Source organism: Mycobacterium vicinigordonae, assembly GCF_013466425.1.
Lineage (GTDB): Bacteria > Actinomycetota > Actinomycetes > Mycobacteriales > Mycobacteriaceae > Mycobacterium > Mycobacterium vicinigordonae.
On record NZ_CP059165.1, the window covers coordinates 1,323,365 to 1,343,951 of the forward strand.

General features: G+C 65.1%; 22 protein-coding genes and 2 riboswitches. Of the genes, 9 read left to right on the forward strand and 13 right to left on the reverse strand.

What is annotated here, in order from left to right:
• Nucleotides 1–19: 19 nt before the first annotated feature.
• The gene (locus H0P51_RS05835; RefSeq protein ID WP_180917046.1) at nucleotides 20–1,228 is read right to left on the reverse strand and encodes an NADH:flavin oxidoreductase; all 1,209 of its coding nucleotides are present in this window, start codon (nucleotides 1,226–1,228) and stop codon (nucleotides 20–22) included.
• 39 nt (nucleotides 1,229–1,267) lie between these two features.
• Between H0P51_RS05835 and H0P51_RS05840 the strand changes: the two genes are divergently transcribed.
• A complete protein-coding gene (locus H0P51_RS05840) occupies nucleotides 1,268–2,113 on the forward strand; it encodes a bifunctional methylenetetrahydrofolate dehydrogenase/methenyltetrahydrofolate cyclohydrolase (RefSeq protein ID WP_180917047.1) in 846 nt (281 codons plus the stop codon).
• Complete coding sequence (locus H0P51_RS05845; RefSeq protein WP_180917048.1) at nucleotides 2,110–2,403, forward strand: DUF3017 domain-containing protein; 294 nt, start codon at nucleotides 2,110–2,112, stop codon at nucleotides 2,401–2,403. Before H0P51_RS05840 ends, H0P51_RS05845 begins: the two co-directional genes overlap by 4 nt.
• Nucleotides 2,404–2,430: 27 nt before the next feature.
• On the opposite strand, the gene H0P51_RS05850 is transcribed toward H0P51_RS05845, so the two are convergent.
• A complete protein-coding gene (locus tag H0P51_RS05850; protein ID WP_180918772.1) occupies nucleotides 2,431–2,841 on the reverse strand; it encodes a DUF732 domain-containing protein in 411 nt (136 codons plus the stop codon).
• Nucleotides 2,842–3,096: 255 nt separating this feature from the next.
• Between H0P51_RS05850 and H0P51_RS05855 the strand changes: the two genes are divergently transcribed.
• The 3 genes from H0P51_RS05855 to H0P51_RS05865 all read left to right on the forward strand — a co-directional run bounded on the left by H0P51_RS05855 (nucleotide 3,097) and on the right by H0P51_RS05865 (nucleotide 5,609).
• Nucleotides 3,097–4,524: an FAD-binding oxidoreductase gene (locus H0P51_RS05855; protein WP_180917049.1), complete on the forward strand. Its 1,428-nt coding sequence runs from the start codon at nucleotides 3,097–3,099 to the stop codon at nucleotides 4,522–4,524.
• 207 nt (nucleotides 4,525–4,731) lie between these two features.
• Nucleotides 4,732–5,037 carry a carboxymuconolactone decarboxylase family protein gene (locus H0P51_RS05860; RefSeq protein WP_180917050.1) on the forward strand — a complete coding sequence of 102 codons (306 nt, stop codon included), beginning with the start codon at nucleotides 4,732–4,734 and terminating at the stop codon, nucleotides 5,035–5,037.
• Nucleotides 5,034–5,609: a carboxymuconolactone decarboxylase family protein gene (locus H0P51_RS05865; protein WP_180917051.1), complete on the forward strand. Its 576-nt coding sequence runs from the start codon at nucleotides 5,034–5,036 to the stop codon at nucleotides 5,607–5,609. Before H0P51_RS05860 ends, H0P51_RS05865 begins: the two co-directional genes overlap by 4 nt.
• A 3-nt stretch (nucleotides 5,610–5,612) precedes the next feature.
• Here the strand turns inward: H0P51_RS05865 and H0P51_RS05870 are convergent, their stop codons facing one another.
• The 3 genes from H0P51_RS05870 to H0P51_RS05880 are packed head-to-tail and all read right to left on the reverse strand — an operon-like array spanning nucleotide 5,613 to nucleotide 8,850.
• Nucleotides 5,613–6,344 (reverse strand): class I SAM-dependent methyltransferase, encoded by a 732-nt coding sequence (locus tag H0P51_RS05870; protein WP_180917052.1) that lies wholly within the window; start codon nucleotides 6,342–6,344, stop codon nucleotides 5,613–5,615.
• Nucleotides 6,341–7,474 (reverse strand): homoserine O-acetyltransferase MetX, encoded by a 1,134-nt coding sequence (gene metX / locus H0P51_RS05875; RefSeq protein WP_180917053.1) that lies wholly within the window; start codon nucleotides 7,472–7,474, stop codon nucleotides 6,341–6,343. The genes H0P51_RS05870 and metX overlap by 4 nt, the downstream gene beginning before the upstream one ends.
• A 20-nt stretch (nucleotides 7,475–7,494) precedes the next feature.
• Nucleotides 7,495–8,850: a bifunctional o-acetylhomoserine/o-acetylserine sulfhydrylase gene (locus H0P51_RS05880; protein ID WP_425488968.1), complete on the reverse strand. Its 1,356-nt coding sequence runs from the start codon at nucleotides 8,848–8,850 to the stop codon at nucleotides 7,495–7,497.
• A 42-nt stretch (nucleotides 8,851–8,892) separates the two neighbouring features.
• A riboswitch (SAM riboswitch) is annotated at nucleotides 8,893–9,012 on the reverse strand.
• Between the two features lie 630 nt (nucleotides 9,013–9,642).
• On the opposite strand from H0P51_RS05880, the gene H0P51_RS05885 reads away from it, so the two are divergent.
• Both H0P51_RS05885 and H0P51_RS28340 read left to right on the forward strand, forming a co-directional pair.
• A complete protein-coding gene (locus H0P51_RS05885) occupies nucleotides 9,643–10,665 on the forward strand; it encodes a Rieske 2Fe-2S domain-containing protein (protein ID WP_180917054.1) in 1,023 nt (340 codons plus the stop codon).
• Nucleotides 10,666–11,132: 467 nt separating this feature from the next.
• Nucleotides 11,133–12,002: a Rieske 2Fe-2S domain-containing protein gene (locus H0P51_RS28340; protein WP_425489016.1), complete on the forward strand. Its 870-nt coding sequence runs from the start codon at nucleotides 11,133–11,135 to the stop codon at nucleotides 12,000–12,002.
• Nucleotides 12,003–12,178: 176 nt separating this feature from the next.
• Here the strand turns inward: H0P51_RS28340 and H0P51_RS05895 are convergent, their stop codons facing one another.
• A complete protein-coding gene (locus H0P51_RS05895; protein ID WP_246398722.1) occupies nucleotides 12,179–13,039 on the reverse strand; it encodes an alpha/beta fold hydrolase in 861 nt (286 codons plus the stop codon).
• A gap of 153 nt (nucleotides 13,040–13,192) precedes the next feature.
• Here H0P51_RS05895 and trpS point away from each other — a divergent pair, with 153 nt between their 5' ends.
• Both trpS and yhjD read left to right on the forward strand, forming a co-directional pair.
• Entirely contained in the window at nucleotides 13,193–14,215 is a 1,023-nt protein-coding gene (gene trpS, locus H0P51_RS05900) for a tryptophan--tRNA ligase (protein ID WP_180917057.1), read from the forward strand.
• A gap of 3 nt (nucleotides 14,216–14,218) precedes the next feature.
• On the forward strand, nucleotides 14,219–15,256 hold the full coding sequence (yhjD, locus tag H0P51_RS05905; protein ID WP_180917058.1) for an inner membrane protein YhjD: 1,038 nt from the start codon (nucleotides 14,219–14,221) through the stop codon (nucleotides 15,254–15,256).
• Here yhjD and H0P51_RS05910 read toward each other — a convergent pair.
• From H0P51_RS05910 to dacB1, 7 genes are all read right to left on the reverse strand, one after another.
• The gene (locus H0P51_RS05910) at nucleotides 15,253–15,645 is read right to left on the reverse strand and encodes a nuclear transport factor 2 family protein (protein ID WP_180917059.1); all 393 of its coding nucleotides are present in this window, start codon (nucleotides 15,643–15,645) and stop codon (nucleotides 15,253–15,255) included. The genes yhjD and H0P51_RS05910 overlap by 4 nt on opposite strands.
• The gene (locus tag H0P51_RS05915) at nucleotides 15,642–16,010 is read right to left on the reverse strand and encodes a DoxX family protein (protein ID WP_180917060.1); all 369 of its coding nucleotides are present in this window, start codon (nucleotides 16,008–16,010) and stop codon (nucleotides 15,642–15,644) included. The genes H0P51_RS05910 and H0P51_RS05915 overlap by 4 nt, the downstream gene beginning before the upstream one ends.
• A 68-nt stretch (nucleotides 16,011–16,078) precedes the next feature.
• Entirely contained in the window at nucleotides 16,079–16,393 is a 315-nt protein-coding gene (locus tag H0P51_RS05920; RefSeq protein WP_180917061.1) for a DMT family transporter, read from the reverse strand.
• 11 nt (nucleotides 16,394–16,404) lie between these two features.
• Nucleotides 16,405–16,467: riboswitch (guanidine-III (ykkC-III) riboswitch) on the reverse strand.
• Nucleotides 16,468–16,472: 5 nt separating this feature from the next.
• A complete protein-coding gene (gene nagA / locus H0P51_RS05925) occupies nucleotides 16,473–17,606 on the reverse strand; it encodes an N-acetylglucosamine-6-phosphate deacetylase (RefSeq protein WP_180917062.1) in 1,134 nt (377 codons plus the stop codon).
• Nucleotides 17,603–18,973, reverse strand: a complete 1,371-nt coding sequence (locus tag H0P51_RS05930) for a sugar porter family MFS transporter (protein ID WP_180918774.1) — start codon at nucleotides 18,971–18,973, stop codon at nucleotides 17,603–17,605. Before H0P51_RS05930 ends, nagA begins: the two co-directional genes overlap by 4 nt.
• Nucleotides 18,970–19,293 carry a hypothetical protein gene (locus H0P51_RS05935; RefSeq protein WP_180917063.1) on the reverse strand — a complete coding sequence of 108 codons (324 nt, stop codon included), beginning with the start codon at nucleotides 19,291–19,293 and terminating at the stop codon, nucleotides 18,970–18,972. The genes H0P51_RS05930 and H0P51_RS05935 overlap by 4 nt, the downstream gene beginning before the upstream one ends.
• 10 nt (nucleotides 19,294–19,303) lie before the next feature.
• Nucleotides 19,304–20,539, reverse strand: a complete 1,236-nt coding sequence (gene dacB1 / locus H0P51_RS05940; protein ID WP_180917064.1) for a D-alanyl-D-alanine carboxypeptidase DacB1 — start codon at nucleotides 20,537–20,539, stop codon at nucleotides 19,304–19,306.
• Between the last annotated feature and the right edge of the window lie 48 nt (nucleotides 20,540–20,587).

Consider the following 20,587-nt stretch of genomic DNA (forward strand, 5'->3'; position numbering starts at 1 on the left):
GTAACCGTTGCCCCTGGGATCACCCTTTGTCAGGCGCGCCGGTCACCACGCAGTGGGTACGGCTGTAAATGGTGGGCATGCACTGGTTGCAATGCGTGCATGCCGACCGCACCTGCTTACCTTCGGCTTGGATCCGGTTGACCAGATCCGGCTCGGCCAGCAGCGCCCGGGCCATCGCGACGAACTGGAAACCCTCGGCCATCGCCAGATCCATCGTTTCGCGATTGGTGATCCCGCCCAGCAGGATTAGCGGCAACTTGAGTTCGGCGCGGAACAGCTTTGCTTCGCGCAACAGATACGCCTCGCGATACGGGTATTCGCGCAGAAATTTCTTGCCGGTCATGCGCATACCCCAGCGCAGTGGCGGCTTGAAGGCGCCGGCGAACTGCTTGATCGGCGCGTCGCCGCGGAACAGGTACATCGGGTTGACCAGGGAGCTGCCGGCGGTGAGTTCGATCGCGTCCAGCCCGCCGTCTTCCTCCAGCCATTTGGCCGTGGTCACCGATTCCTCGGTGGTGATGCCGCCGCGCACTCCGTCGGCCATGTTCAACTTGGCTGTGACGGCGATCTGCCGCGGACCCTGGTCGACGGCCCGGCGCACGGCCATCACCACCCCGCGCGCGACCTTCGCCCGATTCGCCAGTGATCCGCCGAACTCGTCGTCGCGCCGGTTGATCAGTGGTGACAGAAACGAGCTGGCCAGATAGTTGTGGCCGAGGTGGATTTCCACCGCGTCGAAGCCGGCCTCCACCGCAAAGCGGGCGGCGTGCGCGTGGTCGGCCAGCACGTCGTCGATGTCGTCGCGGTCGGCCTTGCGGGCGAACCGCATGCCGATCGGGTTGAAGAACCGCACCGGCGCCAACGCGGTGGTCTTGTTGGAGCGAGCGTCGGCAACCGGGCCGGCGTGGCCAATCTGTGCGCTCACGGCCACGCCCTCGGCGTGGATCGCGTCGGTGAGCCGGCGCAGGCCGGGCACCGCCTCTGGACGCATCCACAGTCCGTCGCCGCCGGTGCGGCCGCCGGGGGAGACCGCGCAATAGGCGACGGTGGTCATCCCGACGCCGCCCGCCGCCGGTTGCCGGTGGTACTCGATCAGGTCGTCGGAAACCAGCGCGTTGGGGGTGCGGTGTTCAAACGTCGCTGCCTTGATGACCCGGTTGCGCAGGGTCAGGGGACCGAGTTTGGCCGGGCTGAAAACATCTGGCGGGCCTGGGCTGAGACTTGCCATACGGGGAGCCTACTCAGGCGGCATGCCAGACTGTCTGGCGTGGGAGCAATCACGCTGGACGGCAAGGCCACCCGGGACGAGATCTTCGTCGACTTGACCCATCGCGTGGCAGCGCTGAGCGGATCGGGACGCACCCCTGGACTGGGCACAATCCTGGTCGGGGACGACCCCGGCTCGCAGGCCTACGTCCGCGGCAAGCACGCCGACTGCGCCAAGGTGGGCATCACCTCGATCCGGCGCGACTTGCCCGCCGACATCGACACAGCCACGCTCAACGCCACGATCGACGAACTCAACGCCAACCCCGAGTGCACCGGTTACATCGTGCAGTTGCCGCTGCCCAAGCATCTCGACGAGAACGCGGCGCTGCAGCGCGTCGACCCGGACAAGGACGCCGACGGGCTGCACCCGACCAACCTGGGGCGCCTGGTGCTCAACGATCCGGCTCCGTTGCCGTGCACGCCCCGCGGCATCGTTCACCTGCTGCGCCGCTACAACGTGCCGATCGCCGGTGCGCACGTGGTAGTGATCGGCCGCGGTGTCACGGTGGGCCGGCCGTTGGGCCTGCTGCTCACCCGGCGTTCGGAGAATGCCACAGTCACGTTGTGCCACACCGGAACTCGCGATCTGCCCGCGCTGACCAGGCAGGCCGACATCATCGTGGCCGGGGTTGGGGTGCCGCACCTGCTGACCGCCGACATGGTGCGCCCGGGCGCGGCCGTGGTGGACGTGGGGGTCAGCCGGGTGGACGGCAAACTCACCGGCGACGTGCATCCGGACGTGTGGGAGGTTGCTGGCCACGTGTCACCCAACCCAGGTGGTGTGGGCCCGCTGACTCGCGCCTTTCTGCTCACCAATGTCGTCGAGCGAGCCGAGCAGCAATGACGACCGGGGCCATCCTCGGGCGCGCGGTCCGCGCCCAATGGCCGATCCTGCTTGTCGGGCTGATCTTCTTGGTGGCGTTCGCGCTTGCCGGGGCGAACTTCTGGCGTCGCGGCGCGCTGCTGATCGGCATCGGCGTGGGGGTGGCCGCGGTGCTGCGGTTGGCACTGCCCGACGAGCGGGCGGGGCTGCTGGTGGTGCGCAGCCGGGGAACCGACTTTCTGACCACGTTCTCGGTGGGGGCAGCGATGATCTACGTCGCGTGGACCATCGACCCCCTCGGCACCGGCTAGCGCCGGGCAGCCTCGCCGAGCGCTCGGTTACTGCGGCAGCCCAGGGATGGACTGCAGGCCCGGGATCTGTTGTAGCGCTCCCGGCATCTGGCCGTTGGCGACGTCGGCCATCACCGACGGGCAGTACATCTGGATGGCGATGGTGGCGAACATGCTGGCCATCCCAGGCGACATGCCGTTGCTGCCGCTAATTTGTGAGGCGGCCGCGGCAAGGTTTCCGCCCGGCTGAGCCATCATTGGGCATACCGACTGGCCCAGTGCCGCAGCGCTTCCCGGGTCGCCGTAGTTGACACCAGCGTTGGACAGCGCGGTAGTGAACGCGTCGTCAATCGGACTTGCCTCGGCGGGTGCGCTGGTGAAGGCCGCGGCGGCGGCGAGCGCGCCCGCGCCTGCCGCGAGTAGTCGTATGGTCAGCGGTTGGTGGCGCCATAGGTTCATCTGTGTTCCCCTGATCTGAAGTTGGAGAGCACCGAAGTCCAGCGGCACTCAAGCGACGTTACGAACCTTTCTCTGCCGCGGTCTCATTCGGGACACGATGGCGTAAAGGTTTGGTGTGCCAAGCGTTTTGTGGGGCGTCGCGCATGCCGGCATCGAGTAGCGGGGTTACGGCCCAACGACACGATCACATCACGCTGCACTGCGACACGTTGCACGACAACCCGTTTCGCGGGCGGGGCGATTAACAATGCGGGCATGATCTCTCGTCAGGCCTTTCTCCGCGGCGCCGCGGGGGCGCTGGCCACCTCGGCGCTGTTCGGGACGACGAAGGTACGGGCCGAGCCGGCCAACGGCTGGAGCACCCTGGCCTCCTCGATCAGCGGCAAGGTGCTGCTGCCGTCCGACGCGAACTTCGCCAGCGGCAAGCAGGTGTTCAACTCGTTGTACAACGGGTCCAGTCCGGCTGCCGTAGTGGTGGTGACCTCGCCGGCGGACGTCCAGAAGGCGGTTGCCTTCGCGGCGGCCAACAAGCTCAAGATCGCGCCGCGCGGCGGAGGCCATTCTTACGTCGGCGCGTCGAGCGCCAACGGCACCATGGTGCTCGACCTGCGCGGCCTGACCGGCGGGGTGAACGTCGATCCCGTCGGGGGGACCGTCACGGTTCCGGCCGGCACCAATCTGTATTCGGTACAGCAGGCTCTGGCCGGTGCGGGTCGCGCGATTCCGATCGGCAGTTGCCCGACGGTGGGCACCGCGGGGCTGACATTGGGTGGCGGGATGGGGGCCGACTCCCGCCACGCCGGCCTGACCTGCGATGCGTTGCGGTCGGCGACGGTGGTGCTGCCCACCGGAGAACTGGTCACGGCCTCCGAACAGGACCATCCCGATCTGTTCTGGGCACTGCGCGGCGGCGGTGGCGGCAACTTCGGGGTGACAACGTCGCTGACGTTCAGCACCTTTCCTACCGCCGACACCGACGTGGTGCGCGTCGAGTTCGCACCCACCGCGGGGGCGCAGGTGCTCACCGGCTGGCAGACCTGGATCGCCGGGGCCGACCGCAACACCTGGGGGCTGGTCGATCTCTCCGTCAACGGGTCCCAGGGCGCCTGTCACGTGCTGGCAACCTGCCCGGCCGGCTCCGGCGCCGCGGTAGCCGACGCGATCAAGTCCGCGGTCGGCGTGACGCCGACGGCGACCGAACACAAGACCCTGAGCCGCATGGACCTGGTGACCTATCTGGCCGGCGGCAGCTCCACGAGTTCGCCGCGTGCGTTCGTGGCCGGCTCGGACGTCATCGGCACCATGAATTCGGCTGCGGCACAAGCGATCGTCGGGGCCATTGGCAAGTGGCCACCGGAGGGCGGACGCGCCTCGGTGATCGTCGACACGCTCAGCGGCGCGGTCGGCGACGTCGATCCGGCCGGCACCGCCTTTCCGTGGCGCCAGGCCGCCGCCGTCGCGCAGTGGTATGTGGAGACCGGCAACGGGTCCTCGTCGACGGCGAGCACCTGGGTGGCTACCGCACACCAGACGGTCAAGCAGTTCTCGGTGGGTGGCTATGTCAATTATCTGGAGGCCAACACGTCGGCGTCCCGGTATTTCGGGTCGAACCTGGCGCGGTTGACGACGGTTCGCCAACAGCTCGACCCCGGCCGGCTGATGTACTCCGGGCTCGACTTCTGATCGACTCGGCTTCTGGATCGACCTCGGCTTCTGAATCGACCTCGACTTCTGGATCGACCTCGCCGAGAGTGATTCCTGCGAGGCGACTCACCGCAGATGCGTCGCGGGATTCACTGTCGGGGTCGGCTGTGATCCGCTCAGTGTCGGATCAAGGTTCCGCTGTTCGTCGGTAGTGCGGAGGGACAGTTTGCCAACGAGGGGAACCCCATGACCGACATCACCGAGTTACACCGAGAGTTGATCGCACGAGTCCGCGACAACGACGCTACGGCACCACGCGAGCTGCGTCGCGCCGCATTCGACAATGCCGACCTCGACGAACCCGTGCGCACACTGATCGACAAAGTCGTCGGCCGGTCGCACCAGGTGACCGATGAGGACGTCGTAGCGGTGCGCACGGCTGGGTTAAGCGAGGACCAGATCTTCGAGATAGTGGTGTGCGCCGCCGTCGGCCAGGCAACCCGTCAGCATGACGGCGCGCTCGCCGTCCTTGCGGAGGTGACCGGGCGATGAGGCTCGAGGTGCTGGACCGCGGTCACCCGTTGCCGACGAAGGCATTGTTCGGCGTGATTCGACTGGTCACCCGACAACCAGTGGTGGACGCCGTCAAGCTGGCCCTTTACCGGCGGCAGTTCTACGGTGCCGGACCGCTGACCCACGAGGCCATGCGCGGACGCTCGGAGTGGTCGGTCGGTGACCGGGAGCTGATGGCCGCGTACATCTCGCAGGCCAACGACTGCGCGTTCTGTGTGGCCGCGCATTCGGCGACCTCCGGCCAGTGGTACGGCGATGCCTCGAAGGTGGCCGCAACGCTGGCCGACCTGGACACCGCGCCGATCGGTGAACCGCTGCGGGCCACACTGCGGCTGCTGGGCAAACTCACCCGGGAACAACGCATCGACGCCGATGACATTCATGCCGTTGTGGCCGAAGGCGTTTCCGCATCGCAGGTCCGAGACGCTCTGGCGGTATTCCTGGCCTTCGATATCACGAATCGGTTGGCCAACGCGTTCGGCTTCGCCGTCGCGGGCCCCGAGGCGATGAACGCGGGCGCCCGGCATCTGCTCAGACGCGGATACCGCTGACGCTCAGCCCAGCGTTGCTCGTACGCACACCGTCACATATGGCAGCGCCAACCCGGCAGAGTTGGCCAGCGCCGGGTGGGTGGCCAGCAACTCGCGGACCCGGTCCAACGTTTTGGTGCGCACCTCCGTCGGGGAGGTAATGCAGTAGGTGCGTGACGCCACCAAGTCGACAAGCGCTTGCGGCGTAAGGTAATTCGTCCATTCGACCTGATGACGCTCCACGTCGGTGAACGGCTCAGGCAAGGTCACCAGGTCGTTCAGGGGGTCGGCGTCGCGGCCGATGATATCGCCGAGCTCGCGCACCCAGCCCAGTCGTTCGTCGCGGGTGTTCCACACCAGGCCCAGCCGCCCGCCGGGTCGCAACACCCTGGCCACCTCCGGCACGGCGCGGGCCGGGTCGACCCAGTGCCACGCCTGGGCCACCAGTACGGCATCAACGCTGTTGTCCTCCAACGGAATCTCTTCCGCGGTACCAAGCAGGGCCACCGTTTTCGGCAGCGATGCGCTTAGTACCTCCAGCATTTCGGGAACCGGGTCGACGGCTACCACGTCCAGGCCCCGTTCCACCAGGCGCGTGGTCAGCTTCCCGGTGCCCGCACCCAGATCGAGCACCTTGCGTGCCCCGGATGACAGCAGCCAGTCGATCGCCTCGGGTGGGTAGGTCGGACGGCCTCGCTCGTAGGCGGCGGCCGCCGAACCGAAAGACAGCGAGCGATCACGCCGGGACCGGGTCACCGCGGACACTCGCCTTGAGCCAGATCCAGTGTCTGGCCGATCAATTCGCCGACCGCTTCGGACTCGACCAGGAACCCGTCGTGGCCGCAGCCCGAGCTGACCACCTGCACGCCGTCGCAACCCGGCAACAGTTCGGCAAGCTCGTCCTGCAACCGCAGCGGGTAGAGCCGGTCGGAGGTGATGCCGCCGACCACCACCGGGACCGGGCAGCTGGTCAGCGCCGAGTGCACGCCGCCACGTCCGCGGCCAACGTCATGGCTGTTGAGCGATTCGGTCAGGACCACGTAGCTGCCGGCGTCGAATCGGGACACCAGCTTGTCGCCCTGATACTCCAGGTAGCTCTGTACGGCGTAGCGGCCACCGGTCGCCGGGTCCTCGTCCGGCTGTGCTTTGTTGGCGAACCGGGTGTCCAGTTCGAGTTCGCCGCGGTAGGTCAGGTGGGCGATTCGCCGGGCGAGCTTGAGGCCCTCGTCGGGCGCGCGGCCGGATTCGTGATAGTCGCCGCCCTGCCAGTTCGGGTCGGCCTTGATGGCTGCGATCTGCGTGGTCTGGGTGCCGACCTGGTCGCCGGTCGCGCGGGCACCGACCGCAAGCAGCAGCCCGGCCCGCACCCGGTCGGGGTGACCGACAATCCATTCCAAAGCCCGGGCTCCGCCCATGGACCCGCCAACGACGGCGGCCACCTCGGTTATTCCCAGCGCCGCCAACGCGGCGATGTCCGCCTGTACCTGATCACGGATGGTGATCAGTGGAAACCTTGAGCCGTAGGGCTTTCCGTCGCGAGCCAGCGAACTCGGACCAGTGGAGCCACGGCAGCCGCCGAGCACGTTGGTGGACACCGCGCACCAGTGGTCGGTGTCGATGGGGGCGCCTGGACCGACGACGCCGTCCCACCAGCCGGGAGTGGGATGCCCGGGCCCGGCCGGCCCGGTGACGTGCGAATCACCGGTCAGCGCATGCAGCACCATGACCACGTTGTCGCGTGTCGGTGACAACTCGCCCCAGCGCTGCACAGCGATATGGACGTCGTCGATGGCCGCGCCGCTCTCCAGCCGCAGCGAGCCGATGTCGACGACACCGATCTCACCTTCGGCGGGCAACGTCTGGGTGGGTACGTCGGAGATCGTCATTTCGGTTCTCTCGCGAGGCCTTAGAATGCCGCCACGGTCTGCGGGTCGCTACCGTTGGCCGCGTATACCCCGGCTGCGGCGAAACCAAGCTCCAGGTCGGCCAGGATATCGGCAATACCTTCGATGCCCACAGCCAAGCGCACCAGGCCGGGTGTGACGCCGGTGGCCAATTGTTCGGCGGGGCTGAGCTGGGCGTGGGTGGTGGATGCCGGGTGGATCACTAGCGAGCGCACGTCACCGATGTTGGCGACGTGACTGTGCAGCTGCAGCGCGTCGACGAACGCTTTGCCGGCCTCGACGCCACCGGCCAGTTCGAAGGCCAGTACGGCTCCGGTTCCCTTGGGCGCCAACTTCTTTGCCCGCTCGTGCCACGGCGAACCGGGCAGTCCCGCGTAGTTGACCGACAGCACGTCGTCGCGGGTAACCAGGAACTGCGCGACCTGCTCGGCGTTGGCGACATGGCGCTCCATCCGCAGGCTCAGCGTCTCTAGACCCTGGGCCACCAGGAACGCGTTGAACGGTGACGCCGCCGAACCGAGGTCGCGCAGCAACTGCACGCGCGCCTTGAGCGCGAAGGCCGGCGGTCCCAGCTCGGCGTAGACCACGCCGTGATAGCTCGGGTCTGGCGTGGTGAATCCGGGGAAGCGGCCCTGTGTCCAGTCGAAGGTGCCGCCGTCGACGATCACGCCGGCGATTGCCGAACCGTGCCCGCCCAGATATTTGGTGGCCGAGTGGACCACGATGTCGGCGCCCTGGGCCAGCGGCTGGATCAGGTAGGGCGTGGCGATGGTGTTGTCGACGATCAATGGCAACCCGTTGCGATGCGCCACCTCGGAGACCCCGGGGGTGTCGAGGATGTCGATCTGCGGGTTGGAGATGGTCTCGGCGAAGAACGCCTTGGTATTTGGGCGCACGGCTTGTTGCCAGGCGTCCAGATCGTCTGGGTCCTCGACGAAGCTGACCTCGATGCCGAGCTTGGCCAGCGAGTAGTGGAACAGGTTGTACGTGCCGCCGTAGAGCCTGGGGCTGGACACGATGTGGTCACCCGCGCCGGCCAGGTTGAGGATGGCGAACGTCTCGGCGGCCTGCCCCGAAGATAGAAACAGCCCGGCCACCCCGCCCTCGAGCGCAGCGATGCGCTGCTCGACGACATCGGTGGTCGGGTTGCCGATGCGGGTGTAGATGTTGCCGGGCTCGGCGAGCCCGAACAGCGCGGCGGCGTGCGCGACATTGTTGAACGTGTAGGACGTGGTCTGGTAAATCGGCAGCGCGCGCGCGTTGGTGGTCGGGTCCGGTTGCTGGCCGGCGTGGATCTGCTTGGTCTCGAACGACCAGCTCGCCGTCGGGTCGGTCTCTGCGGTGTTGTCGTTGGTCACGAGAATGCTTCCCCTGTCTGGCTCAGGGGCCCGTTGATGGCGGACCCGCGCTTGCCGGATAGCCGGTTGTGGCTACTCAACCTGGTCATCACCCGGGGCACCCCACCGCGGTTGGAGGGTTGCCGGCCAGCAAGCCGGGGCTTGACGCTGGCGCTCATGACCGTTTCGAAGGATATCGTATGGCCGCCGATGGCTGCCAATTGCGCAGCAACTGGCGGGTGCCGTAGGCCGATCTTCGCGTGCACGGAGTATCTACGAGATGCATACCGGCTGCTGGCGCAAATGCTCTCGCGTCGCACGGTTGCGCGGGTTTCAGCTGATCTAGCTGGGAGTGGCACGATCCAAGCCCGTGAGCCGTTCGCGGGTACCGGCATAGCAACGACCCGTTCGCACCCGCTACTTCGGCCCCTTCGCGTGACGCGTTTCTGGAGTCGTTGGCACCCTCCGGCGCGCGTTGCGCTCTTGACCGCGGGTTTCAATGCTGCCGCGCCGCGTTAGTCCTTGTTGATCAAGTTGTCCAGGGTAGGCAACGGTGCCGGAGTGGTGTCCATTTTCGCGTTTGCGCGGAGTTGAACCAATTAAACGAAATTAAATTCTAGAACTGCAAATAACAGCGTTGGCTGGCCACTGGATCGGAACAACATTCTAAATTCGCGGGCTCTCCGATGTCTGCGGACATTGCGCTGGCGTGCTGGCCAGAATTTTTACGAAGAACAGCGCCGGTTCCATTGTTCGTCATGCTTCGATCAGGTACATTGACCAGTCAACAGCCAACGGATTGGGAAGAGGTCTATGTTGACGGCTGCAAAGAAGAGCATTACTGCGCATCCCAATAGTTGGTATGCCGTTGCACGAAGTAAAGATATTCCATCAGGATCCCGCCGTGTAATCCATGTCCTGTCGCGTGAGATTCTGCTTTTTCGAACGAATACTGGCAGCCTTAGTGCCTTCGACCCGTTCTGTCCACATCTTGGTGCGCATATTGGAAAGTCGGGACGCGTAGTCGACGACACGTTGCAATGCGGGTTCCATGGCTGGAAGTTTCGCGCTGACGGTTCCTGTGCCGAGATACCGTATGCTCGCCGTATTCCACCGAAGGCGCGGCTCACGTCATATCCTGTATATGAATCGCATGGATTGGTATTCCTCTATTATCACGCCGATCGAACGGCGCCCTCAGGAGTTCCATCATTGCCACAACTGGATGCGATCAATCCAGCCATTTCGACCTGGAAAACGAGGCGGTGGCATTTACGGCGGCTGCGGTCACAGCTGATTGATGTTAATGAAAACGTGGCCGACCCGGTTCATTTTCAGTATGTTCACGGCGGACAAGCAGTCACGCGCTGCGAATTACTTGATGATGAAGAGACATTTCATACACGCGTCGACTTCGGATTAAGTTTTCTCGGTTTTAATTTAACTACGGTTGTTGACACAATCCTCTACGAACCTGGGATCTTTGTTAACCATACAACCTATCCTTCGGGTCAGGTTTTGGTCGTGGGCGGCACCACACCGATTGATGAGGAGCACTGTCAAACGCTAGTTAAGGTTCTGGTGCCGAGGTCGAAATCTCTGCATGCATTCGCCTTATCTTCCATCGCGGCTTGGCGCGTAGGACGCGCGATCGGCGAAGATACCGAAATGTTTTTCTCGAAGGTTTTTCGTGACCATCCACTACTGTGCGAGGAAGATCGTGCGCTCGCCCGATACAGGCATTGGCACTCGAGATATGTCAGCAAAAAGACCGACCCTCCTAAGGAACAGAGCAAAATTCCTGCTGGTGCGGTAGTGGCGGATTCAGCAGTCTAAGAGTGGCCGCGCGTAGCACACCGGTGCTTCGAAATGATGGATTTCAGTACCGCCGCCGATCCCGCAGAACGACCGATCTGCGGAGCTGCTCGATTGCAGAGTCGGCAGTCGCAGCAATTAACTATGTCTGTTTAGGTTCGGTGACGTCTTGATTGAATTCGCCAGTTGCTTACGTAGGCTTGTGTGCAAGTCAATTGCACCGACGATCGGCATCCGCGCATTTCGTAAGCCCTTTGATCAAGTGAGCCACGATCGGCGAGAGGTGTATTTCAGTGGAGCTTAAATCGAACATTTACGATGCACCATCACAGGTCGATTCAACGGGGGTGGAGGGGCAAATTCCGTTTTCTGGTTCCTTATCGAAGGTGCGTCGGTTGGGAGCTACACTGCCCCGCTTCCCATCGGGCTGGTTCGCGGTCGGGTTCTCCGCTGAGCTGCGCGCTGGACAGATCTTAACGCGGCGCTTTATGAACCGAGAAGTGGTAATCTACCGAACTCGATCGGGTATCGTGCGAGCCATCGAGGCTCATTGTCCGCATCTTGGCGCACATTTTGGATACGGCGGCAAAGTGGTAGGTGAAGAGCTACGCTGTCCCTTCCACGGTCTGGGATTCTCGGTCAGCGGGTCATGCGTTTATTCTCCCCAGGGTCCGCCACCGCCGGCGGCACGGCTCCAAATTATTGAGTCGCGGGAAGTATGCGGAGCGATAATGTTGTGGCACGGCCCCGCTGGAGCAGAGCCTTGGGAGCTGAGGGAGCCGGAGAGCCCGTACAGTTGGGGGCAAATAAGGTATGGTGCTATCCCGTCATCCGCCCCTACGCAGGAGATGGTCGAGAATTTTGTTGATTATGCCCATTTTCTAACAGTGCACCGAATTCCCAGCACGAACTTGATGCAGCCCATTTCCTTCTCGGGGCACACGGCACAGGGTCGCATCGAATTCGTGCGGCCTTTGCCGTTCAAAGGTGGGATTCGCATTCAGATGGATATCCGGGCTCAGGGTCTTGGTTTCGTCGTGGTGAACTATGAAATAGGTGGAGTGCCTTTCAGGCTGCTTGCGCTTAACACTCCGGCCAGCGATGTCGAAACAATGGCATATGTCGGATCTGCGGTCGCGAAGGTAGCTGCGAACACGCGTGCAAAGCTTTCGCGAAAATTAGTCGCACCCCTGCTGGGGCGTTTGATCCATCAGCAAACGATGGTCGGGATTCGCGAAGACAAGGTGATATGGGACCATCGGAAGTACTTAAGCCGTCCGGCGATCGCCGCGGGCGATGGCCCGATTGCCGAATACCGAGCATGGGCCAGCCAGTTTTACCCGGAAACCGCGGACTAGCTCGACAGTCCGGCATTAGCTGATTCTGAGCGTGTCCTCGACATCGGAGTGCACGCCTAGCGGCGCGGTAAGGAGGCCTCAGTAGGCCGGAGTCAGGACTGCTGGAGAGCTACCGGAAGCATCTCGCGTCAGCGCCTGGACGCAACCTCAACCGGGGCGTCGTCACGTCAACGGGTTTACGCTTCTTTGCGCGCAGTCCACCGCGACTGATCAGCATGCCCGTGCGCCCCGGTCTGGTAGCCACTGGTGCGAGGCTCGCCCGTGCGCGCCGAGGAGACGCATTCGTCGAGGAACTCGGTGATCACCTCGGTGACCCGGCCCGGCGCCTCGAACATCGGCACATGTCCGACGTTTTCCAGGACGGTGAAACGATGATCGTCGGGCAGGTGATTACGGAAGTGCTTGCTGAACCGAGGGGAGGGGACGATGCGGTCCTTGGTGCAGATCACCAGATGCGCCGGGACGGCGTTCTCGGCAAGTTCCTGCAGGCCGGGCATCAGCAGCGCTTTGAGCAGTAGCTGGAAGTACGCCGGGCAGTGCGCAACGTCATCGATGATGGTGCTCAATTCGCGTTCGCTAACGCCGTCGGGTGAGGCGCTGATCGCGTAGGTGGCCAGCGGGCGGCTGAACGGAATGCGCAGCACCCGCGGACCCAGCAGCCAGGCGACCACCAGCAACGGGATGCCCAGGATGAACTTGGCGATCACCTCGAACTTCGCCGGACTCCAACGCGTCCATCCGCCAGCCGGGGCGATGCCGGTGACGCTGCGGGCGCGGCCGCGCCGTTCCAGCTCGAACGCGACCCAGCCGCCCAATGAGTTGCCGACGATGTGCGCGGTGTCCCAGCCCAGTTCGTCCATCTGACGTTCCACGTGGTCGGCCAACACCTGCGAGGACAGGAACCAGGTGCCGGCGCGGGGACCGCCGTTGTGGCTGGCCATCGTGGGTGCGAACACCTCGTAGCGGCCGGTGTCGGCCAGTTGCTGCGCGACTACCTCCCACACCGTCTGAGACATCAGGAATGGGTGCAGCAACAGAACCGGTTCTGCCGAGCCGTCGGTAGGGCCCAGGTGGATGGGCTCGCGGGGAGTCACATTTTCGACAGTAAATGCGGTACCGCCGGTACCGCAAGCTGCGTGGGCCTGGCATTCCCCGTACCGCGGGCGGCACATGAAAGGATCGACAGCACCATGAGCACCCCGACCGGATCACGCCGGATCTTCTCCGGCGTCCAGCCCACTTCCGATTCCCTGCATCTGGGCAACGCGCTCGGCGCTGTCGCCCAATGGGTGGGTTTGCAGGACGATCACGACGCGTTCTTCTGCGTGGTCGATCTGCACGCGATCACCATCCCGCAGGATCCCGCGGCGCTGCGACGCCGGACGCTGATCACCGCCGCGCAGTATCTTGCGCTGGGTATCGATCCGGCCCGCGCGACCATCTTCGTGCAGAGCCACGTGCCCGCCCACAGCGAGCTGGCGTGGGTCTTGGGCTGCTTCACCGGCTTCGGGCAGGCGTCGCGGATGACGCAGTTCAAGGACAAGTCATCCAAGCAGGGGGCCGACTCCACCACCGTCGGGCTGTTCACCTATCCGGTGTTGCAGGCCGCCGACGTGCTGGCCTACGACACCAATCTGGTGCCGGTTGGGGAGGACCAGCGCCAGCACCTGGAGCTGGCCCGCGATGTCGCGCAGCGGTTCAACAGCCGCTTCCCGGACACCTTCGTGGTTCCCGATGTGCTGGTCCCCAAGGTCACCGCAAAAATCTACGACCTGCAGGACCCGGCGTCGAAGATGAGCAAGTCCGCCTCCTCCGATGCCGGACTGATCAGCCTGCTGGATGATCCGGCCAAGTCTGCCAAGAAGATTCGCTCCGCAGTCACCGACAGCGAACGCGAGATCCGCTATGACCCGCAGGCCAAGCCGGGGGTGTCGAATCTGCTGAGCATTCAGTCGGCGGTCACCGGGGTGGGTATCGACCGCCTCGTCGACGGCTACGCCGGGCGCGGTTACGGCGACCTCAAGAAGGACACGGCCGAAGCCATCGTCGAGTACGTCAGCCCGATCAAGGCGCGCGTCGAGGAACTAACGGCCGATCTGGCCGAGCTGGAGGCGACCTTGGCCGCCGGCGCGCAGCGGGCGAACGAGGTCGCCAGCAAAACCGTGCACCGGGTCTACGATCGGTTAGGTTTCCTTCCGCAAGGGAATAGGTGAGCCATGAACGAGGCGGTCGAGCAGGCCGAGCCGGGTTTGCTCGATCGGCTCCGGGCCCGACATGCCTGGCTCGACCACGTCGTGCGTGCCTATCAGCGTTTCAATGAGCAAAACGGCGGGTTCTTCGCCGGCGGCCTGACCTACTACACGATCTTCGCGCTCTTTCCGCTGCTCATGGTCGGCTTCGCGTCGGTCGGGTACCTGCTGTCGCGACGGCCGGGATGGCTCAAGGCGATCGACGACAAGATCACCGCGTCGGTGTCCGGCCCAATGGCCAAACAACTGGTCGAACTGATGAACTCGGCGATCGAGGCGCGGACTTCGATCGGGATCATCGGCCTGGCCACCGCCATTTGGGCCGGGCTGGGCTGGATTTCACACTTGCGGGCCGCAATCAGCGCGATGTGGGCGCAAACCCCGAACGGCGAGGGCTACGTGCGCACCAAGCTGTCCGATCTGCTGGCCATGCTCGGCACGTTCGCCGTGACCATGCTCAGTCTCGCACTGAGTGCGCTCGGCCACACCGGACCGATGCGGACGGTGCTGAGATGGCTTCATATACCAGAGTTTTCGATCTTCGACCCGATGTTCCGGGTGGCCTCGATATTGGTGTCGTTGCTGGTGACCTGGCTGCTGTTCACCTGGATGATCGCTAGGTTGCCGCGGGAGAAGGTCCGGCTGGTCACGTCGATGCGGGCCGGCCTGCTGGCAGCGGTGGCCTTTGAGTTGTTCAAGCAGGTGGCGTCGATCTACCTGCGAGTCGTGTTGCGTAGCCCCGCCGGTGCAACGTTCGGACCGGTATTGGGGTTGATGGTGTTCGCCAATGTGACCGCTTACCTGGTGTTGTTCGCCACGGCTTGGGCGGCCACCACCCGCCCGGAAGACCCGCGCGACAAGCAGATCGAGCCACCGCCGCCGGCTGTTATCAGCCCGCGGATCCTCGTCGACGAGGGGCTCAGCGCCCGCCAAACCGCCGTCGCGCTGGCAGCGGGAGCTGTTGGTGCGCTTACGCTTTCCAGGTTTGCGCGAAGAAGGGACTAGCCCGGGGTCACCAACTGCTCACGCATCCGCGCGGCGAAGGCAGTGACCGCTTTGAGTGGGCGCATCATGACGGTGATCTCGTCGATGAGTCCCGCCCGGCCGGTGTGCAGGAAATCGCAGCCCCAGAGTTCCAGCCCATCGACTTTGGCGGTGAATCTGAACGCATGATGGGTTGGCCCGCAGCTAGATTCGGGTCCGCAAAGCTCCGCGACGAAGCGAAAGTCGTCGACAACCGTCGCGACGGCTCCCACGACCAGCGCGATGGCGTCGCGGCCGCGGTAGGGCCGGCGCGTGATCGGGCTGTGCAGCACAGCGTTTTCGGCGAAAATCTCGCCAATGGTATCGAACCGGCCGGCTTCGACGGCCGCGCGGAATGGATGCGTGCTCACAGCCCGGACCCCCGTCCCACTGCGACGATGACAGCGGCTGTGAAGATCAGCACGGTCAGCGCGACATTGCGCGGCTCGCGCAGGTGCGCGTGCGAGCCGATGGCGCCGACCATCACCACGGCGAAACCGGCAGCGGCCAGCGGGGTGAGAAACTTGTCGACCCCGAGTAGCCAGGGCAGCAGAATCCCGATAGCGCCCAGCAGTTCGCAGAACGCGGTGACCCGAACTACCGGCAGCGGGAAGGGAGCGACCCCGGTTTGGCCGATCGCGATCAGCCTCTCTTTGGGCTGACTTATTTTCGCCGCCCCCGACACCGCGAATATTGCGGCAAGTGCTACCTGCAATGTCCATAGCAGTGCATTCATTTCGACCTCCGATGTAGATGTGCGTGCACAGATGAGACGCCGCAGCCACGCCGGATGTGACAGGGACTTCAGCCGACCAGCTTCAAGCCGACGATGCAGGCGATCACTCCGCCGATGAGCAGGATCTTTACCGGCGACGCCGATTCGCCGCCGGTCAGCATCGCGTAGCCGACGGTGAGCACGGCGCCGACGCCGACCCACACCGCGTAGCTCGTTCCGGTGGGTAGGCTGCGCATCGCGATCGCCAGGCCGGTCATAGATGCCAGCAGAGCGACGGCGAAAATCACCGAGGGAAGCAGCCGCGAGAAGCCGTCGGACCTCGCCAACGCGGTGGCCCACACGGCCTCTAGGGTCCCCGACACGATCAAGACGAGCCAAGCCATCACGCACCTCCATAGCGCCGTCTTTTCGCAGGCCGGGTACGGTGCGCCTCGTCCGGTGTCGGTTTCGACTCAGGCGATGCTAGCAAACTGCGGAAAGGCCGGGCACCCACTGCCCGTCGGCCATCACCGCTTTGACTCTCAGATCAGCTTCCAGCACAACAAGATTCGCGCGCCATCCGGCCTTTATGGCGCCCACCCCATCGAACCCCAGCGCACGGGCCGGGGTGGCCGAGGTGGTCCGCACCGCCGCGTTCAAACCCGAACCGCGCGCCACCGCAGCGAAGAGTTGATCCATGGCGGCGGTGCTGCCCGCGATGGTGGACGTGCCGCGCACCGTGGCCACACCCGCATTCACCACGATCGGCAGCGACCCGAGACGGAACTCGCCGTCGCCGCATCCGGCCGCGGCCGTCGCATCGGTGATCACCGCAACGCGCTCGGGCCCCACCGCCGCGATCACCGCGGCGACTACATCGGGGTGCAGGTGCACGCCGTCGGCGATGAGTTCGACGGTCACCCGCGGGTCGGCCAGCAAGGCCAGCACCGGGCCCGGGTCTCGGTGGTCCAGTGGCGGCATGGCATTGAACAGATGGGTTCCGACGGTGGCGCCCAGCGCCAGGGCGTGCCGAGTCTGTTGGTATGTCGCATTTGTATGCCCCACGGCGACAACAATATTCGCCTGCACAAACCGGCGGATCGCCCACTCGCTGCCGGGTAGTTCGGGGGCCAGCGTGACCATCCGGATGGTGCCGTCGGCGGCGGCGAGCAGGGCCTCGATCTCGGTCGCGTCCGGCGCGCGCAGCGCAGTGTGGTCGTGGGCGCCGCAGCGCGCCGCACTGAGCCACGGTCCCTCCAGGTGGATGCCGGCGACGGTGCCTTGGTGCGTCGCCTTGGCGAGGACGCGTACGGCATCGATCAGATCGGTGGGTACGGCGGTCACCAGGCTGGCCAGCATGGTGGTGGTCCCGTGCCGGCGGTGGAACTCGACGGCTTGCTCGGCCGTGGCCGGGTCGGTGAACGACGAACCACCACCCCCGTGTACGTGCATGTCGACGAAGCCAGGAACCACAACGGAATTCGGCAGATCGACATCGACGGGGACGGGCGGGTCCCCGCCGCCGCAGGCAACGATTCGGCGCCCGGCCACGTGTACCCAGCCTGGACGGCAGACTTCGCCATCGACGACAACCGTCCCGGCTTGGATCAGGGTCACGAGGACTCCGCCGGCGCGGGCCAGCGCCCGCCGTTCTCCCAGAAGTACCTGATCTCCTCGAGCTGGCGGCCTTTGGTCTCGGGCGCAAAGCGATGCACCACGACGAAGGCGACAACAGCGAACACGCCGAATGCGGCGAAAACCGTTGCGCCACCGAGCCAGTCCAGCAACGTCAGGAAGAAGGCGGCGATCAGCGCATTGGCGATCAGATTCGAGGTCAGCATCACGCTGGATCCCATTGACCTCAGGTGAGACGGAAAGCTCTCGCCGGCGAAAACCCAAACCAGCGAACCGAATCCGAAGTTGAACCCGATGGTGAACAGCAGCACCCCGCCGAACCCGAGTGCCAGTGCGACACCACCTTGTCCACTGCCCTTGGGGTAGAAGGCGATCAACACCGCGTCGGCGGCGATCATCATCGCGATACCGGACAGCAAGATCGGGATCCGGCCCAGCCGGTCGACCAGCGACAGCGACACGCTGACCGCCGCCAACGCGGCGACCTGCACCAGCGCGGGCAATCCCAGCTTTCCGAAGTTGCCGGCAAAGCCCATGTCGGAGAACAGTTGTGGGCTGTAGTAGACGATTGCGTTGATCCCGGTGATCTGCACCAGAAATCCGAGTGCGACGACGAACAACGTGGCCCGCAGGTATGGCCGCCGCAGCATCTCCCCGATGGTGCCGCGGCCCTCGTCGACCGCGGCCGTGATCTCGGCCAGATCGGTCTCGACGGCGTCGGCGGGTTCGACTCGCGCCAGCGCTTCGCGGGCCTGCTCGACGCGGCCCTTGAGCACATACCAGCGCGCGGTATCGGGCATCCGCAGCAGCAACGGGATCAGCAGCGTGGCGGGCACGGCAGCCAGGCCCAGCATCCAGCGCCAACTCTGGATCGTCTCGGCCAGTGCGTAGCCCACCACATAACCGAGGATGATGCCGGTAAGTGTGGCGAACTGGTAGGCGGTCAGCAGCCGGCCCCGCACGGCGGACGGCGCCGATTCGGCCACGTACACGGGCACCACTACCAGCGACACCCCGATGGTCACGCCCAGCAGGAACCGCGCCGCAAACAGCATCGGCAGCGACACCGCCGTCGCGCCCAGCAGCGCGAACACCGCGTAACCGATCAGGATTGCGACCATCGACTTCTTGCGTCCGATCGCGTCGGCGAGCACCCCGCCGGCCAGGGCTCCGACAATCTGGCCGATCACCACCATGGTGGTCACCAATCCCTTTTCCGGGATGGTGAGGCCGAAGTCGTTGGGCAAGAACAGCAGTGCCCCGGCGATGCTGGATAGGTCGTAGCCGTAGATGACTCCGACGCTGGCCGCGGTCAGTCCGACCAGGATCGCCCGCCGTCGAGCGCTCAGATTTTTACCTTTGCTCTGAGGATTTTGATCACTGCGGCGGGGTCGTCAGGGGTAATGCAGGCGCGCACTGGGCGGCCCGTGTGCAGGATCAATAGTGTTGACTTGCGGCCCCGGTGGACGTCTAGGGGGAACCAGTAGCGCGGGTCGGTGGCGCCCCAGATGCGGCCCTTGCCAGTAGCCCAGCCCATCTTTTTGGACTTGATGCTGGTGATGTCGGCGTATTCGATGCGCTTAGCGTTGGCAAACGGGAAGTAGTAGCGCCGAATTGTCATCCCGTCCTCGTCGAGCGTGAGGCCAGAGTCCTCGTAGAGGGCGGTCATTGCGTGGAGTCTAGTGCTGGGCCCGGCGGTTCATCGACCGTGCCACCAGGATCAGACCGAAGACGACAACGGCGCCGACAAGGGCCACCCCGACCCGGATTGGGAGCGCGTCGGCGGGCGACATCAAACCGGCGGCCTGGGTGTTGTCGGGGCCGCGGCTGGCCGGGTTGTTGCCGGGGGTGGCCAGCGACGGATCGGGTTCCACCAGCGATCCCACCTGAGTGCCCTGGGGGGTGCTGAACCCATAGTCGAGCAGATGCGCGGCCTGCTCCCACGGAGCGATCGGCTGCCGGGTGCCGTGCAGCAGCACCGCCATCAAGCGCCGGCCGTCGCGGTTGGCCGCGCCGACGAAGGTCTGGCCGGCGTCGTCGGTGTAGCCGGTCTTGCCGCCCATGGCGCCCGGATAGTGGTAGAGCAGCTGGTTGTCGTTCTCTAGCTCATAGCCCGGGTGGTCGCCGTGGCCGGGGAAGTCGAAGGTGCGGGTGGCGACGATGTCGGCGAAGACGGGGTTGTGCCAGGCATAGCGGTAGAACAGGCCGATGTCGTAGGCCGAGGTGCTCATGCCCGGCCCGTCCAGCCCGGACGGGGTGGCGACGCGGGTGTCGTGGCCGCCTAGCTTGACTGCCAGCACGTTCAGCTTGTCCAGGGCGGCTTGCATGCCGCCGAGTTGCATGGCCAGCGCGTGCGCGGCGTCGTTGCCCGAGTGCATCAGCAGGCCGTGCAGCAGCTGGTTGATGGTGTAGGTGCCGCCGGAGTCGACGCCGACCTTGGTGCCTTCGGCGGCGGCGTCGTCATCGGTGCCCGGGACGGTCTTGTTCTGGTTGAACGCGTTGATGGATGCCATCGCCACCAGCACCTTGATGATGCTGGCGGGGCGGTGGCGCGCGTGCGGATCCTTGGCAGCGATGACGGCGCCGCTGTCAATGTCGGCGACCAGCCAAGCCTCGGCGGAGACGTCGCCGGGCACCGGGGGGGTGCCCGGGGCGGCGACGATGCCGCACCCGCCCAGTGCGGTTCCGCCGATGGGTGTCGAGGGTACGGCCAGCGGCAGCGGCGGGTCGCCCGCGTGGGGCACTTCGGAGGAGTCGACCGCAGGCGGAGTGTTGATCTTGTACGGGCAGTTCGGCGCCCCGGGATTCGCTTCGGCGCTGGGCTCTGCGGAGGCGAGCGCACCCGACCCCGCGACGAGGAATATCGCCGCGGCCAGGCTCGAAGCTGCGCGAAGTGAGGTCCTTAGAAGGGGCATCGCTGAGCAGACTAGGCGATTGACGGTGGGAATTCGGGTTGCCGCGCT

Coding starts and splice junctions, on each gene's coding strand:
- H0P51_RS05865 (WP_180917051.1), top strand. CDS start 5,034: ATGAGGCTCGAGGTGCTGGACCGCGGTCACCCGTTGCCGACGAAGGCA.
- dacB1 (WP_180917064.1), bottom strand. CDS start 20,539: ATGCCCCTTCTAAGGACCTCACTTCGCGCAGCTTCGAGCCTGGCCGCG.
- H0P51_RS05885 (WP_180917054.1), top strand. CDS start 9,643: ATGTTGACGGCTGCAAAGAAGAGCATTACTGCGCATCCCAATAGTTGG.
- H0P51_RS05920 (WP_180917061.1), bottom strand. CDS start 16,393: ATGGCTTGGCTCGTCTTGATCGTGTCGGGGACCCTAGAGGCCGTGTGG.
- H0P51_RS05935 (WP_180917063.1), bottom strand. CDS start 19,293: ATGACCGCCCTCTACGAGGACTCTGGCCTCACGCTCGACGAGGACGGG.
- H0P51_RS05855 (WP_180917049.1), top strand. CDS start 3,097: ATGATCTCTCGTCAGGCCTTTCTCCGCGGCGCCGCGGGGGCGCTGGCC.
- metX (WP_180917053.1), bottom strand. CDS start 7,474: ATGACGATCTCCGACGTACCCACCCAGACGTTGCCCGCCGAAGGTGAG.
- H0P51_RS05915 (WP_180917060.1), bottom strand. CDS start 16,010: ATGAATGCACTGCTATGGACATTGCAGGTAGCACTTGCCGCAATATTC.
- H0P51_RS05845 (WP_180917048.1), top strand. CDS start 2,110: ATGACGACCGGGGCCATCCTCGGGCGCGCGGTCCGCGCCCAATGGCCG.
- trpS (WP_180917057.1), top strand. CDS start 13,193: ATGAGCACCCCGACCGGATCACGCCGGATCTTCTCCGGCGTCCAGCCC.
- H0P51_RS05835 (WP_180917046.1), bottom strand. CDS start 1,228: ATGGCAAGTCTCAGCCCAGGCCCGCCAGATGTTTTCAGCCCGGCCAAA.
- H0P51_RS28340 (WP_425489016.1), top strand. CDS start 11,133: ATGAACCGAGAAGTGGTAATCTACCGAACTCGATCGGGTATCGTGCGA.
- H0P51_RS05860 (WP_180917050.1), top strand. CDS start 4,732: ATGACCGACATCACCGAGTTACACCGAGAGTTGATCGCACGAGTCCGC.
- yhjD (WP_180917058.1), top strand. CDS start 14,219: ATGAACGAGGCGGTCGAGCAGGCCGAGCCGGGTTTGCTCGATCGGCTC.
- H0P51_RS05850 (WP_180918772.1), bottom strand. CDS start 2,841: ATGAACCTATGGCGCCACCAACCGCTGACCATACGACTACTCGCGGCA.